The sequence below is a fragment of the Sedimentitalea arenosa genome, from assembly GCF_016428585.1.
GTDB classification, from domain to species: Bacteria; Pseudomonadota; Alphaproteobacteria; order Rhodobacterales; family Rhodobacteraceae; genus Sedimentitalea; species Sedimentitalea arenosa.
Map to the genome: position 1 here is coordinate 177,501 of NZ_JAELVR010000006.1, position 13,863 is coordinate 191,363.

Consider the following 13,863-nt stretch of genomic DNA (forward strand, 5'->3'; position numbering starts at 1 on the left):
TCGGGGCGACAATGTCATCCGGAAATGTCAGGAACCCAGCAGCGCGTCGCGGCCAAGGGTAAAGCCCGAGTCGATCCACAGCTTTTCGAGCCGCGCCAATTCCGCGCCCAGTTCGGCACCCGAAAAGCCCGGCACCAGATCGCGTGCGGCGATTGGAAAGACGGCCCGCGCGCCGGTGCCGATGCGATCCGCAAGTGCCGTGTCCCAGCCTTGACCCGACAGCGCCAGGCGCAGAAGCATGGCGTCGCGCCCATCCGTCGCGCCCAGCCGATAACCAAGTTCCTCCGGTCCGGCGGAACCGCTCGCGGCCTCCCGGATTGCAGTCAGCCGGCGGTCCTGCGCCCGGCTCAGCCGCAACGCCTCGGCAACGTCGACACCGCCAAGAACGGCAAGGCGGCGCAGCGGGTCCGGCGACATAGCCGCCTGCCCTTCGACATGCACCAGCGGCGCAAGCGCACGATCATCGGCGCCCGGCAAAAGCTGTCCCAGCGCGCCGGTCGAGCGCATCGCCGCGAGCGCAGGGGACGGATCGGGGGCTGCCAGCAGCTTCAGCATCTCGCCGCCGACGCGTTCGTGGGACAACCGCGCCAGCCCGTCGAGATTGGCGGCGATCGCGGCCATGGCTTCGGGATCGAACCCCTTGGACTGGTCGCCATACCACGCATGGAAGCGGAAATAGCGGAGCGACCGCAGGTAGTCTTCGCGGATGCGGTCTCGCGCCTCGCCGATGAAGCGCACCCGCCGCGCGGCAAGGTCCGGCAGGCCGTCGAGCGGATCGATCACGGTGCCATCCGGGCGCGCGTAAAGCGCGTTCATGGTGAAGTCGCGACGCGCTGCGTCCTCGGCCACATCGCTCGAGAACGAAACCGTCGCATGCCGCCCGTCGGTCGCAACGTCTCGACGGAAGGTCGTGACCTCATGTGCCACGCCGTCCCGAACCAAGGTCACCGTTCCATGATCGACGCCGGTTGGGATGACCTTGATTCCGGCGGCTTTCGCCAGTGCGATGACCGTGTCGGGGGTCGCATCGGTGGCTATGTCGATATCGCTGACCGCCACGCCCAGCAGTGCATTGCGCACACATCCACCCACAAAAAGCACCTGGGCCCCGTCACGCTCAAGTGCTGCACAGACCGCCTGAGTCGCCGGTTCCGTCAGCCAAGGTTCAGTGATCCGGGTCATTCCCGCACGCGCTCTGCCAGCCCCCGCAACATCCGCGCGGTGGCACCCCAGATGTAGTAGGGGCCGTACGGGACCGTGTAGTAGAAGCGCCGCTGACCGCGCCAGCGTCGCGATTCCACCATGTAGTTCTCCGGGTTCAGAAGGTGATCGAGCGGCGTCGTGAACACCTCGTCGACCTCGCCGGGTTCGGGCACCACCCGGAATTGCTCGCGCAGAATCGCCACCACTGGCGTGACGCGGAAACCCGTGACCGTCTCGTGCTCGGGCAGATACCCGATCACCTCGGGCAGATCTTCAGGCAACCCGATCTCCTCGCGCGCCTCGCGCAAGGCCGCCGCCGTGGTGTCGCGGTCGCCCTCGTCCTGCTTGCCACCCGGAAAGGCGATCTGACCCGGGTGGTGTTTCAGGGCCGAGGAGCGTTTTGTAAGGATCACCTCGGGCTCCGGCCCCGCCAGTGACACTGCGACCAGAACTCCGGCGGGGCGCAGCTTGCGCCCGACCGGCAGCGTGGTGTCCGGGTTCAGATCGAAATCGGACGATTGATGCCCCGCCTGGGCAAGGGCTGCGCGCAGCCGATCGGTCGGATCAGCCGGCATCGTCATCCTTGGCGTCGAAGCCGAGCGTCGCCGGGTCGAGCTCGTAATGGGCGCTGCAGAACTGGCAATCCGCCGTCACCTTCCCGTCATCCGTGGTCATCTTCTCGATGTCGCGCGCGGAATAGATCGACAGGCTCTGGCGCACACGGTCCTCCGAGCAGGTGCATCCGAATCGCACGGCCTGTGCGTCGAAGACCCTCGGCTGTTCCTCGTGAAACAGCCGCACGAGCAGATCGGTCGGCGGCACCACTGGTCCGATCAATTCCATGTCTTCGACGGTATCGAGCAGGATGTTGACCCGGTTCCAGTTCTCTCCCTCTTCGCCATCGATTAGATCGTCGGCGCGCAGGATGTCACCGGTGCCGCTCTCCGTCGCAACGAAGGGCGACGCCTTGGGCATATGCTGCAACATGATGCCGCCGGCGCGCCAATGCTCGGGCACGCCGGGTTCGGAGGATCGTCCGAAGCTGAGCGAAAACCGCGTCGGCAGCTGCTCGGATTGCGCGAAATAGGCTTCGGCGCAGGCACTCAGCGATCCGCCCGCCAGCGGCGTGATCCCCTGGTAGGGCGCGCTGCCCTTGCCCTGGTCGATCAGGATCGCGAAATACCCCTCGCCCACCTGGTCGAAAGGATCGGAGTCGGTCAGGCGGTCAGCATCGAAACTGGCATAGGCGCGGATCTTGGCGGCCTCGCCCTCGGTCTGCGGCGCATAGTAATCGGTCGCGATCATGCGCACCGCACCCTTGGACTGCACCTGCAGCGACAGCTTCCAACGCAGCTTGACCGTCTGCCCGATCAGCGCCGTCAGCAACGCCATTTCCGCCACCAGAGCTTCGACCTGGGGCGGATAGTCGTGCTGCTCCAGTATCCCGCCCAATACACCGTCCAGCCGAGCCACGCGTCCACGCATGTCCGACAGGTCGAGTTGGAAGGGCAGAACGGTATCGTCCCACGCGAGTCTGGATCCGAGAGTCATGGGGTTTCCTTAAACGCCGCTGGTTGGCATACCGCGGCTATATAGGAGCCACAACCGGCGATGTAAGGGCAAACCGATGATCAGACGCTTTGGCGCACCGCCGGAAGCCGGCCGCGACTATGTCCGCAGGAACGGTGCCTATGCCCTGTTGCCGCGAGGCGGGCGGCTTCTGGTGACCTGCCAGCACGACCCCGATCCGGACTTCCAGTTGCCCGGTGGCGGGGTCGATCCGGGCGAGTCCCCGCTTCTGGCGCTGCACCGCGAGGTGCTCGAAGAAACCGGGTGGCGCATTTCGGGGGTGCGCAGGATCGGCGCGTTCCGTCGCTTTGTTTTCATGCCTGAATACGGTATCTGGGCTGAAAAGATCTGCCTGATCTTTCGTGCCCTCCCGACCCTGCGTTTGGGACCGCCTTCGGAGGCGCAGCACAGCGCCCATTGGATGGCACCTGGCGAGGCGGCGCGGCTGCTTTCCAATGCCGGTGATCGGTACGTCGCTGCGCGGCATTCACATCTCGGGGGTCACGGACCCATGTATTCGAAGAGGGTCGCAGAGACATCGTCCTCCATGCCGTAGTCCGGGGACATTTTCTGGGATAGCGACCAGAACAGGTCGTCAAGAAACTCCTGCCCACCCTGCGCCGCGCTGCATGTCCCGATCAACGTCGTCAGCCCCTCCTGCTCGAGCATCTCGCCATCGGCCAACCGGCATTCGGTGAAGCCATCGGAATAGAGGAGCAAACGGTCGCCCCGCTTCATGGTGACTTCGAACTGCTCATAAGGAACGCCGGACAGCAGACCGACCGGCACGCCGCCCTGGCCGAGAAATTCGCATTCGCCGGTCGCGCGCAGCAGCAAAGGATGCGGGTGGCCGGCCTGGGTCATGGTGACCTTGCCGCTGTCAAGATCCGCCACCGCATAGGCCATGGTGAAATACTCGTCGATCCCGCTGTCGGCCAGGAACCGTTCGTTCAGGAGCGCGGCCACCTTGTCCGGTGGGCGCAGGTCGTGCGCCCCGTCGGGGCGCCAATCGATCCCGAGATTCTGGTCGAAATACGAGCTGCTGAGATAGCCGCCCAACCGCGCCGTCACCATCGCCGAGGTGATCCCATGCCCTGATACATCGACGGAGTAGAAACCGACCCGGTTGCCGCCGGGCGAGAACATGCCGACGAGATCGCCGCCGATATGGCCGCAGGGCTTCAGAAGCAGACTGACGCGCGAGGATCCGAAGCTGCGTGACAGTTCGGGAACCAGCGACTCCTGGATCTTCTTGGCTTGGATCAGATCCTTGTCGATGGTGTCATAGGCGTCTTGCAATCGATCCAGCGTTTCCGAGATCATGCGGTTCTTGTCGGACAGTTCCCGCTGCATATCCAGAATCCGGGCGCCGGCCGAAATACGGGCGCGCAATTCATCGGAATTCACCGGCTTGGTCAGGAAATCATCGGCACCCGCATCCAGACCTTGCGCGACTTCGTTCTTTTCGCTCTTTGAAGTCAGCAGGATGAAGTAGCCGTAGCTGTCTCCAGGCAGATCACGGAAGGCACGACAGAATTCCAGGCCATTCATCCCCGGCATCATCCAGTCGCTGAGCACGAGGTCGGGCCGTGAGGCACGGCAGATATCCATCGCCGTCTCGCCATTGTCGGCTTCGGACACCTCGAATCCCCACTTCTTGAGAGAGCCCACAAGTATGCGACGCTGCAACCGGCTGTCGTCGACAACAAGCACTCTCTGAATGGCTCCCAGCCCGGGGCCAGGCCGCATCTCTGTATGTGTCGCATGGACTGCGTTGGGCATGGAATCGGGAACTCTTTCTGGAACGTGTCTGTGTCACTGTCGCGACGCACCCTTAATGGTGGATGAAAGTTCGAATTTTCCGGATCGCGCTCCAGGGCTTAACCGGCTGTTTACACGGGCGCGCGAAGAAGAAAGATGAGTTTTTCTGTGAGGTTTGGTGATGATCGATTGGTCCCGCGTGAACGAATTGCGTGACGAGGTCGGAGCGGAAGACTTTGACGAAGTCGTCGACCTGTTCCTGGAAGAGGTCGAGGAAGTCATAGACCGCTTGCGAAGCGCTCCAGACATGTCTCGGCTGGAGCAGGACATGCATTTCCTGAAGGGCAGCGCGCTCAGCCTGGGATTCGACGCCTTCTCGAACCTTTGCCAGACTGGTGAACGGTTGTCGGCCGAAGGCGCCGCCGACAGCGTCGATGTCGCCGGGGTCATCGCCGGGTTCGAGCAGTCCAAGGCGATGTTCCTCGCCGACCTCAAGCAAAACATTGCGGCCTGACGCGGGGTCAACTCACACCACGAACTGAGCCAGTGTCTCGTCGTTGGTGATATCACGATAGGTGAAACCCGCATCGTCCAAACGGGCGAACAGGCGGGCGAAATTCCCGGGCCGGGCAGTTTCGATCCCAATGAGTACGGAACCGAAGTTGCGCGCGGATTTCTTCAGATATTCGAACCGGGCGATATCGTCTTCGGGTCCGAGAATGTTCAGGAACTCCTTCAGCGCGCCAGGCCGCTGGGGCAGGCGCAGGATCAGGTACTTCTTGACCCCGGAGTAGCGCAGGGCGCGCTCCTTGACCTCGGGCAGACGCTCGAAATCGAAATTCCCGCCTGAGGTGACGCAAACCACCGTCTTTCCGAACACAATGTCGCGCAGATCTCCCAGCGCCTCGATCGAAAGCGCGCCCGCGGGCTCCAGAACGATCCCTTCGACGTTCAGCATTTCGATCATCGTCGTGCAGATGCGGTCTTCGCCCAGGATGAGCACGTCCTCCAGCGGCACGTCCCGCAACAGCTCGAATGTCCGCGCCCCGATCCGTCCCACGGCAGCGCCGTCCACGAAGGTATCGACATGCGGCAAGGTCACGGGATGACCTGCGGCAAGGGCGGCGGCGAGGCAAGCGCCGCCTTTGGGCTCGACGAACAGGCAATGCGCGCTGTCGCCGAACCATGTGGTCACGCCTGAGGACATGCCCCCACCGCCCACCGGCAGGATCACGATGTCCGGCGACCGACCCAGCTGGTCGGTGATCTCGACCCCGACCGAAGCCTGTCCCTCGATCACGTCGGCATCGTCGAAGGGAGATAGAAAATGCCCACCTTCCTCGGCGCACCATTTCTGCGCGGCGGCCAGCGTATCGTCAAAGTAGTCGCCGACCATGTGAATCTCGATCTGATCCCCGCCGAAGATCCGGGTCTTCTGGATCTTCTGCTGCGGCGTCGTGACCGGCATGAAGATGACGCCGCGGACCCCGAAATGGCTGCACATGAAGGCAACACCCTGGGCATGATTGCCGGCACTGGCACAGACGAAGAGCTTCTGGTCCGGCAGCTTGCGCATCGCGTTGAATGCGCCGCGCAGCTTATAGGATCGCACCGGACTCAGGTCCTCGCGCTTGAGCCAGATATCGGCGCCGAAGCGGTCGGACAGATGCACGTTGCGCTGCAACGGCGTGGCCGGAAACACCGATCGCATCTCGGCTTCGGCCGCTCGCGCCCTGTTATGAAAATCGCTCATTTTCCTTGTGTGGCGCAGCTTTGCGCGCGGCGCAACCATACCTTGCCCCGCTGCGCAAAACCCGGTAACCCGCAGCCGACCCAATCGAGAAGGAATGCCCCCAATGTCTGCGCCCAAGAAAGTCGTGCTGGCCTATTCAGGCGGCCTGGACACATCGATCATCCTCAAGTGGTTGCAGACCGAGTATGGTTGCGAGGTCGTGACCTTCACCGCTGACCTGGGTCAGGGCGAAGAGCTCGAACCGGCGCGCAAGAAGGCCGAGATGATGGGCGCGAAAGAGATCTATATCGAGGATCTGCGCGAGGAATTCGTGCGCGATTTCGTCTTCCCGATGTTCCGGGCCAATGCGCTCTATGAAGGGCTCTACCTTCTGGGCACCTCGATCGCACGGCCGCTGATTTCCAAGCGCCTGGTCGAGATCGCCGAGGAAACCGGCGCCGATGCCGTCGCCCATGGTGCAACCGGCAAGGGCAACGACCAGGTGCGGTTCGAACTGGCCGCCTATGCGCTGAACCCCGACATCAAGGTGATCGCGCCCTGGCGGGAATGGGACCTGACCAGCCGCACCAAGCTGATCGACTTTGCCGAAAAGAACCAGATTCCGATCGCCAAGGACAAACGCGGCGAAGCGCCGTTCTCGGTTGATGCAAACCTCTTGCATACCTCGTCCGAGGGCAAGGTGCTGGAAGACCCGGCAGAAGAGGCACCGGACTACGTCTATCAGCGCACGGTCAACCCCGAGGATGCGCCGAACACGCCTGAATTCGTCGAGATCGGGTTCGAAAAAGGCGATGCGGTCAGCATCGATGGCGAGGCGATGTCGCCGGCCACCATCCTGACCCGGCTGAACGAACTGGGCGGCAAGCACGGGATCGGGCGGCTCGACCTGGTCGAAGGCCGGTTCGTCGGGATGAAATCGCGCGGCATCTACGAAACACCAGGCGGCACGATCCTGCTGGAAGCCCATCGCGGCATCGAACAGATCACGCTGGACCGGGGAGCGGCGCATCTGAAGGACCAGATCATGCCGCAATATGCCGAACTGATCTACAACGGGTTCTGGTTCAGCCCCGAACGCGAGATGCTGCAGGCGCTGATCGACAAAAGTCAGGAACACGTCACCGGAACCGTGAGGTTGAAGCTTTACAAGGGCCTGGCACGGACGGTCGGGCGCTGGTCTGACCTGTCTCTCTATTCCGAAGAGCACGTGACCTTCGAGGATGACGCCGGTGCCTATGATCAGAAGGACGCTGCCGGGTTCATCAAGCTGAACGCCCTGCGCCTGCGCCTGATCGCGATGCGGAATCGCCGCCTTACATGACCGAGGAGACCGACGCAGACCTGTTCATCGAGGCCCAGGACACGGTGTGGGATTCGGTCCTTGCCGAGCTGGGTGCAGGCAAGAAAACCGGACACTGGATGTGGTTCGTCTTTCCGCAACTGGCGTCGCTGGGGCAATCGGACATGGCTCAACTCTTCGGCCTGCACGATCTGGCCGAGGCGCGTGCCTATCTGGGTCACGACACCCTTCGGCAACGGCTGGAACAGGCCAGCGAGCTGGTGTTGGATCACAAGTCCCTGACCGCGCGCAAGATTTTCGGGCCGGTGGACGCGATGAAGCTGCGCTCGTCCATGACGCTCTTCCGAGCTGTACCAGGCGCGTCGCCGGTTTATGCACAGGTTCTGGACGCCTTCTTTGACGGAGAGCCCTGCCCCAAGACAGTGGCGGAAATCGGCTAGAGCGCGACGGCCTTGAGCCGACGATAGTGCGGCAGGGCGGTGTCCAAAACTGGCTGCAAATGACCGGGCACAGGTGGCAACGGACCTTCTGCGGCGGCAAATCCGGTGCTGTTCCAGACTGCACCATACCAGTGTTCGGCCCAAACCCCGTCTTCTGGGTGGCCGCCGCGGGGCCATTTCAGCATCTTCGGTGTGAAGGGCAGACCGATAGCGTGGCAGAGCCGTTTCAGCATCTTTTCCGGATCGGCGCGTATGTCGGTGCTGTCGATCACCACCGGGCTGCCTTGCCAACGCATCACCTCGTCAAACAACTCGGCCTGCTGCACGAAACCGATATCGGTAAGCGTCGGGTTCTCGCGCTTGGCAGCGTAGCTGGCGATCACGCGGGCCGGGTGACGAATCAGAAAAACGTTTGAAACCATACGCATCCAATCGCGCGGCACGCCCGGCAGCATGTGTTGGGTCATGTGTTTCTGATAGAAATGCGGATGGCCCGCTGGGATCGGGCCGGTGATACGTTCAACCACCTGCGCAGCATCGGTCGGCTGGGCTGCCAGGATGCGGTCGCGCATCGGGTGGTCAAGCCCGGTTTCGGCGAGATAGGCGGCGTAGAACGGTTCGTCCACGACGGCGCAATCGCCGCGCGCGCCGAAGGAATACATCATCGCAGTCGACAGGTTGCGCGGCCCGGACCACATCGCGATCCTCATGGCCGTCCCTCCGGTTTGGTCCACGATCTAAAACCCGGAACCGGGCCAATCTGCGTTTCGTGCATCTGTCAGCCTCCGGTCTGAGCGGCGATCAACGCCTTGTAGAGCCCTCGAATCCGCTTGGTCATCGGTCCGAGTTCTCCCGTGCCGATCTGCCGTCCATCGATCGAGCCCACCGGAGTCTGGGCGCCGAAGGTGCCGGTGAGAAACGCCTCGTCGGCGTCATAGGTGTCGACCAGGCTGAAGTTGCGCTCAAAGACCGGGATGCCGTTGTCGCGGCAGATTTCGATCACCTTTTGCCGGGTGATGCCGTTCATGCAGTAGTCGCCGGTGCTGGTCCAGACCGCGCCCTTGCGCACGATAAAGAAGTTGCAGGCATTTGTCGTGTTCACGAAGCCATGCACGTCCAGCATCAGCGCCTCGTCCGCACCGGCCTTTTCGGCGGCGATGCAGGCGAGAATGCAGTTGAGTTTGGAATGGCTATTGAGCTTGGGGTCCTGCGTCATCGGCAACCCGCGCAGATGCGGCACGGTGGCAAGCCGGATCGGACGCGGCAGGCTGGGGCGGGAATGCTCCATGATGATGACCATGGTCGGCCCTGACCAGGATAGGCCCGGATGCTGGAACGGCCGCATCTTCACGCCACGCGTCACCATCAGGCGGGCGTGCGCGTCGGTGGTCATGCCGTTGGCCTGCTGCGTGGTGCGGATCGCGTCGATCACGCCGGCACGGTCCAGCCCGATATCGAGATCGATCGCCTTGGCGGCTTGGAACAGCCGGTCGACATGTTCGTCGAGAAACGCCCATGTACCATCATAGAGCCGGATACCCTCCCAAACGCCATCACCCAGCATGAAGCCGCTGTCGTAGACGCTGACAACTGCTTCGGCCTTGGGCATGATCCGGCCGTTCAGGTAGATCGAGATCGATTCGTTGCGGGCATCGTCTTCGGCCTGGTGTGTGCTCATCTTGTCGGACATCTGGCTCCCTTTCGGCGCGCACGCTAGGGCCAGCCCGGCCGGAGGCCAAGGGGTAAATTCCTGTCACCTCCCGTCACCGTGTCGTGACAAGCGATGTCAGTGGCTTGCCGGACCACGCGGCGTGGCACACCATCAGCACAACGGAGGCCAACCATGCGCATGTTCGACACATTGAAACCGCTGACCCTGATGATCCTGATCGTCGTCGTGCTGATCCTGCGAAACGGCCCGGCGCGGGCGGGGGCGACTGAAACCCTCACAGTGGCCGGTGGGTGCTTCTGGTGCGTCGAGGCCGATTTCGAGAAGGTCCGCGGCGTGTCCGAGGTGGTATCCGGCTTCACCGGCGGGACAGTCGCCAACCCGAGCTACAAGCAGGTGGTCGCCGGCGGCACGGGCCATGTCGAGGCGGTGCAGATCATGTTCGACCCGGAAGTGGTCAGCAGGGCGCAGCTTCTGAACATGTTCCTGCGCTCGGTCGATCCCACGGACGCGGGCGGACAGTTCTGCGACCGGGGAGAAAGCTATGCCACGGCGATCTTCGTGGATGACGCCGAGGAAAAAGCCCTGGCGGAAACCGCGATACGCGAGGCGGAAGCGGCATTGGGACAGACGGTCATCACCCCGATCCGGAGTAAAGCGCCTTTCTATCCGGCGGACGCCGGGCATCAGGACTACTACAAGAGCGATTCCCTGGTACTGACCCGGTTCGGGCCGCGCAAGAAATCTGTCGCCTATGATCTCTATCGCGATGCCTGCGGTCGCGATCAACGGGTGCGCCAGCTTTGGGGCGATGCAGCGCCGTTCGCGGGGAGTTGACTCTCAAAAGGGTTCTCTGCCCCGTCCCTTCGGGCCGCCCCCGGAGTATGTTTGGACAGATGGAGGTGAGGGCCGCGCGTCCGATCCCCAATAGCAGGCTGACAAGCACGGCCCTCGGATCCACGGTCAGGTCGCGGAACAGCCCTTTTTCGTCTTGCGAGCGCGAATATACACCAGACCGCCGAGGCCCGCTGCAAGCAGCGGCAGGGAGGCAGGAACCGGGATCGGCGCGACGTTGAAAGACAGGTTATCGAGCGCGACCGTCGTGCTGCCAGCCGGGTTGACGACAACTTCGTCGAACAGGCTGTTGGTGAAGCCGTAGAAATTGTTCGACGACAGATCGAGCGCGCTGGAGAAGGATTCAACCTGGCTGCCGTTCAAAAAGGTGGTGAAGGTAGCCGACCCGAAATTCGCTGTCATCGCAACTGACATGTCGGTCACGGCGTCGCTGAACTTGATCGAGAAGGCAGTGTTGAGGAATTCGATCGCCGCCGCGCCAGAGAAATTGGGACGCGCAGACACGTTTTCGAAATAAGTCACACCCGGTGTAAAGGTCACGCCGAAAGCCGTGAACTGGTTGGTGACGGTATCGCCGGTCGAAAGGGCGACCTCGTCAAACCCGATAGTGATGTCAGGCGCGGCCAGTCCAGCGCTGGCGCTGTCCAGCGTGGCTCCGATGGCGGGCGAAGCTCCCAGTAACGTTGCCGTGATGGCGGCGGCTTTATTCATTCGCGGTAGCATCGTGATACTCCTGTCCTCGTGACTTGCCCGCAGGCCACACGGCATGCGGGTGCACTTGTTATCAAGCTCGCTATAAACCTGAAAAATCAGGGGGTTCGCGGCAAGATTCGTGCGTGCTCACCGTATCTTGCAAGACCGGGCGCTGCTAATGACGGGTTCGTGCATTCGCCCGTCCGCCCGCTTGCGCCCCGGTCCGGGCGCAGCCACGCCGCGTTCAGCCGATCTTGCAGGAAGCCAGCACCGCCATGTTCAGGATATCGTTGGCGGTCGAGACCGACGAGCAGATCTGGATCGGCTTGTCGAGACCCGAAAGGATCGGGCCGATCACTGTGGCACCACCCATCTCCTGCATCAGCTTGACCGAGATGCTGGCGGAATGGCGCGCCGGAACGACGAGGATGTTGGCCGGCCCCGTGAGGCGCGAGAAGGGGTAGCTTTCCCGCGACTTGGGGTTCAGGGCCACGTCGACTGTCATCTCGCCCTCGAATTCGAAATCGACCCCACGCTGCTGCAGGATATGTGGCGCCAGCCCCATCTTGACCGCGCGCTCCGACACCGGGTAGCCGAAAGTCGAGAAACTGACAAAGGCGACGCGGGGCTCCAGCCCCATGTGCCGCGCCACGTCGGCGGCACGTTCGGCGATCGTGGCAAGGTCTTCGGCCTCGGGCCATTCCTGCACCAGCGTGTCGGCGATCAGAACGATACGCCCCTTGTGCAATAGCGCGGTGACGCCGGCGACACCGTGTTCGGCGTCCGCGTCGAAGACGTGGTTGATCCGATCGAGGATATGTGCGGATTTCCGCGTCGCGCCTGTCACCAGTCCGTCGCCGTGCCCATGCGCAAGCATCAGGGCCGAGAACACATGCCGGTCACGGGCGGCGAGACGGTGGATGTCCTGCCGATCGAACCCGCGCCGCTGCAGGCGCTCGTAGAGAAACGATTTGTAGGCATCAAGGTGTTGGGAATTGCCGGCGTTGACGATTTCCAGTTCCCGAGCGGCATCGCCCAGACCGACGCTGTCGAGCTTTTCCTTCACGTCATCGGGGCGGCCGACAACAAGCGCCGTGCCGAGACCCGAGCGCTGATAGGTGACGGCAGCACGCAGCACGCGCGGATCGTCGCCCTCGGCAAAGATCATCCGGGCCTTGGCGGCGCGGGCGCGCGTGTTCAGGCCGCGCAGGATGCTGGCGGTCGGATCCATGCGGGCCTTGAGCGTCGCCTCGTAGGCTTCCATGTCGATGATCGGGCGACGCGCGGCGCCGGTGTCCATGCCCGCCTTGGCGACGGCGGGCGGGATACGGTAGATCAGGCGCGGATCGAACGGCGTCGGAATGATGTAGTCGCGCCCGAAGCTGAGGTTCTGACCGTAGGCGAGCGCGACCTCGTCCGGGACATCCTCGCGGGCGAGGGCCGCGAGCGCCTCGGCGCAGGCGATCTTCATCTGATCGTTGATCGCGCGGGCGTGGATGTCTAGTGCGCCGCGAAAGAGGTAGGGAAAGCCCAGAACGTTGTTGACTTGGTTGGGATAGTCGCTGCGGCCCGTGGCGACGATGGCATCCATGCGGACCTCGTGCGCCTCTTCCGGAGTGATCTCGGGATCCGGGTTGGCCATTGCGAAGATCACCGGGTTGTCGGCCATGCTCGCGACCATGTCCTGAGTCACCGCGCCCTTGACACTGACGCCGAGGAAAACGTCGGCATCCTTCATCGCGTCTTCGAGCGTACGTGCCTCGGTCTTGACCGCGTGAGCCGATTTCCACTGGTTCATGCCTTCGGTGCGGCCTTGCCAGATCACGCCCTTGGTGTCGCACATGATGCAGTTTTCGTGCCGCGCACCCATGTATTTCAGCAGTTCGAGGCAGGCGATCCCGGCAGCACCCGCGCCATTCAGCACAATCTTTACATCTTCGATTTTCTTGCCGGAAATATGCAGCGCGTTGATCAGACCCGCGGCACAGATCACCGCGGTGCCGTGCTGGTCGTCGTGAAAGACCGGGATGTCGAGCTCTTCCTTGAGCCGCTGTTCGATGATGAAACAGTCGGGCGCGCGGATGTCTTCGAGGTTGATGCCGCCGAATGTCGGGGCCATCAACTTGACGGCTTTGCAGAATTCGTCCGTGTCTTCGGTGTCGAGTTCGATGTCGATGCTGTTCACATCGGCAAACGCCTTGAACAGGACCGACTTGCCTTCCATCACCGGTTTCGCGCCAAGTGCGCCGAGATTGCCAAGACCCAGAACGGCGGTGCCGTTGGAGATGACCGCGACGAGGTTGCCCTTGATCGTGTAATCATATGCGGTTTCTGGATTCTTGGCGATTTCCTCGCAAGGCACGGCGACGCCGGGCGAATAGGCCAGGGACAGGTCGCGCTGCGTGTTCAGCGGCACGGTCGGCTGGATCTCGAACTTGCCGGGCGTGGGTTCGAGGTGGAAGGCCAGCGCCTCGTCACGGGTGTACTTGGGTCTCGACATGGCGGGCGGGTCTCCTCACTGCGGTCTGGTGGTCATACCGCGCAGGCGGGACAGCCTCAACACCCATGCGATTTCGCCTTTCGCCGCAGGTTGGGCATTTGTAAGGTCGCGCCTGATCCG

The 13,863-nt window shown here is 62.9% G+C and carries 14 protein-coding genes; 5 read left to right on the plus strand and 9 right to left on the minus strand.

Annotated elements, in window-relative coordinates; translation table 11 throughout:
* Positions 1-27: 27 nt before the first annotated feature.
* From JF290_RS10495 to hslO, 3 genes are read right to left on the minus strand one after another with little or no spacing between them, the layout of a single operon-like run.
* Positions 28-1,182: a CCA tRNA nucleotidyltransferase gene (locus JF290_RS10495; RefSeq protein WP_199024825.1), complete on the minus strand. Its 1,155-nt coding sequence runs from the start codon at positions 1,180-1,182 to the stop codon at positions 28-30.
* A complete protein-coding gene (locus JF290_RS10500) occupies positions 1,179-1,778 on the minus strand; it encodes a CoA pyrophosphatase (RefSeq protein WP_199024826.1) in 600 nt (199 codons plus the stop codon). The genes JF290_RS10495 and JF290_RS10500 overlap by 4 nt, the downstream gene beginning before the upstream one ends.
* Entirely contained in the window at positions 1,768-2,754 is a 987-nt protein-coding gene (gene hslO / locus JF290_RS10505) for an Hsp33 family molecular chaperone HslO (protein WP_199024827.1), read from the minus strand. Before hslO ends, JF290_RS10500 begins: the two co-directional genes overlap by 11 nt.
* Positions 2,755-2,830: 76 nt before the next feature.
* Here hslO and JF290_RS10510 point away from each other — a divergent pair, with 76 nt between their 5' ends.
* Positions 2,831-3,328, plus strand: coding sequence for an NUDIX hydrolase (locus tag JF290_RS10510; protein ID WP_199024828.1), 498 nt, complete (start codon positions 2,831-2,833; stop codon positions 3,326-3,328).
* Here JF290_RS10510 and JF290_RS10515 read toward each other — a convergent pair.
* Positions 3,274-4,554, minus strand: coding sequence for a PP2C family protein-serine/threonine phosphatase (locus JF290_RS10515; RefSeq protein ID WP_233155266.1), 1,281 nt, complete (start codon positions 4,552-4,554; stop codon positions 3,274-3,276). The two genes, JF290_RS10510 and JF290_RS10515, sit on opposite strands and share 55 nt — an antisense overlap.
* 160 nt (positions 4,555-4,714) lie before the next feature.
* On the opposite strand from JF290_RS10515, the gene JF290_RS10520 reads away from it, so the two are divergent.
* Complete coding sequence (locus JF290_RS10520) at positions 4,715-5,047, plus strand: Hpt domain-containing protein (protein WP_199024829.1); 333 nt, start codon at positions 4,715-4,717, stop codon at positions 5,045-5,047.
* Between the two features lie 12 nt (positions 5,048-5,059).
* Here the strand turns inward: JF290_RS10520 and ilvA are convergent, their stop codons facing one another.
* Positions 5,060-6,286 carry a threonine ammonia-lyase IlvA gene (ilvA, locus tag JF290_RS10525; protein ID WP_199024830.1) on the minus strand — a complete coding sequence of 409 codons (1,227 nt, stop codon included), beginning with the start codon at positions 6,284-6,286 and terminating at the stop codon, positions 5,060-5,062.
* A gap of 103 nt (positions 6,287-6,389) precedes the next feature.
* Between ilvA and JF290_RS10530 the strand changes: the two genes are divergently transcribed.
* Both JF290_RS10530 and JF290_RS10535 read left to right on the plus strand, forming a co-directional pair.
* Positions 6,390-7,607 (plus strand): argininosuccinate synthase, encoded by a 1,218-nt coding sequence (locus JF290_RS10530; protein WP_199024831.1) that lies wholly within the window; start codon positions 6,390-6,392, stop codon positions 7,605-7,607.
* Positions 7,604-8,026 (plus strand): DUF1810 domain-containing protein, encoded by a 423-nt coding sequence (locus tag JF290_RS10535; RefSeq protein ID WP_199024832.1) that lies wholly within the window; start codon positions 7,604-7,606, stop codon positions 8,024-8,026. Before JF290_RS10530 ends, JF290_RS10535 begins: the two co-directional genes overlap by 4 nt.
* On the opposite strand, the gene JF290_RS10540 is transcribed toward JF290_RS10535, so the two are convergent.
* Both JF290_RS10540 and JF290_RS10545 read right to left on the minus strand, forming a co-directional pair.
* Positions 8,023-8,736: a sulfotransferase-like domain-containing protein gene (locus JF290_RS10540; RefSeq protein WP_199024833.1), complete on the minus strand. Its 714-nt coding sequence runs from the start codon at positions 8,734-8,736 to the stop codon at positions 8,023-8,025. The genes JF290_RS10535 and JF290_RS10540 overlap by 4 nt on opposite strands.
* A gap of 68 nt (positions 8,737-8,804) precedes the next feature.
* Positions 8,805-9,716 carry a D-amino acid aminotransferase gene (locus JF290_RS10545; protein WP_199024834.1) on the minus strand — a complete coding sequence of 304 codons (912 nt, stop codon included), beginning with the start codon at positions 9,714-9,716 and terminating at the stop codon, positions 8,805-8,807.
* Between the two features lie 153 nt (positions 9,717-9,869).
* On the opposite strand from JF290_RS10545, the gene msrA reads away from it, so the two are divergent.
* On the plus strand, positions 9,870-10,532 hold the full coding sequence (gene msrA / locus JF290_RS10550) for a peptide-methionine (S)-S-oxide reductase MsrA (RefSeq protein ID WP_199024835.1): 663 nt from the start codon (positions 9,870-9,872) through the stop codon (positions 10,530-10,532).
* Between the two features lie 126 nt (positions 10,533-10,658).
* On the opposite strand, the gene JF290_RS10555 is transcribed toward msrA, so the two are convergent.
* The gene (locus JF290_RS10555) at positions 10,659-11,273 is read right to left on the minus strand and encodes a VPLPA-CTERM sorting domain-containing protein (RefSeq protein ID WP_199024836.1); all 615 of its coding nucleotides are present in this window, start codon (positions 11,271-11,273) and stop codon (positions 10,659-10,661) included.
* 214 nt (positions 11,274-11,487) lie between these two features.
* Positions 11,488-13,743 carry an NADP-dependent malic enzyme gene (locus tag JF290_RS10560; RefSeq protein ID WP_199024837.1) on the minus strand — a complete coding sequence of 752 codons (2,256 nt, stop codon included), beginning with the start codon at positions 13,741-13,743 and terminating at the stop codon, positions 11,488-11,490.
* Positions 13,744-13,863 lie beyond the last annotated feature (120 nt).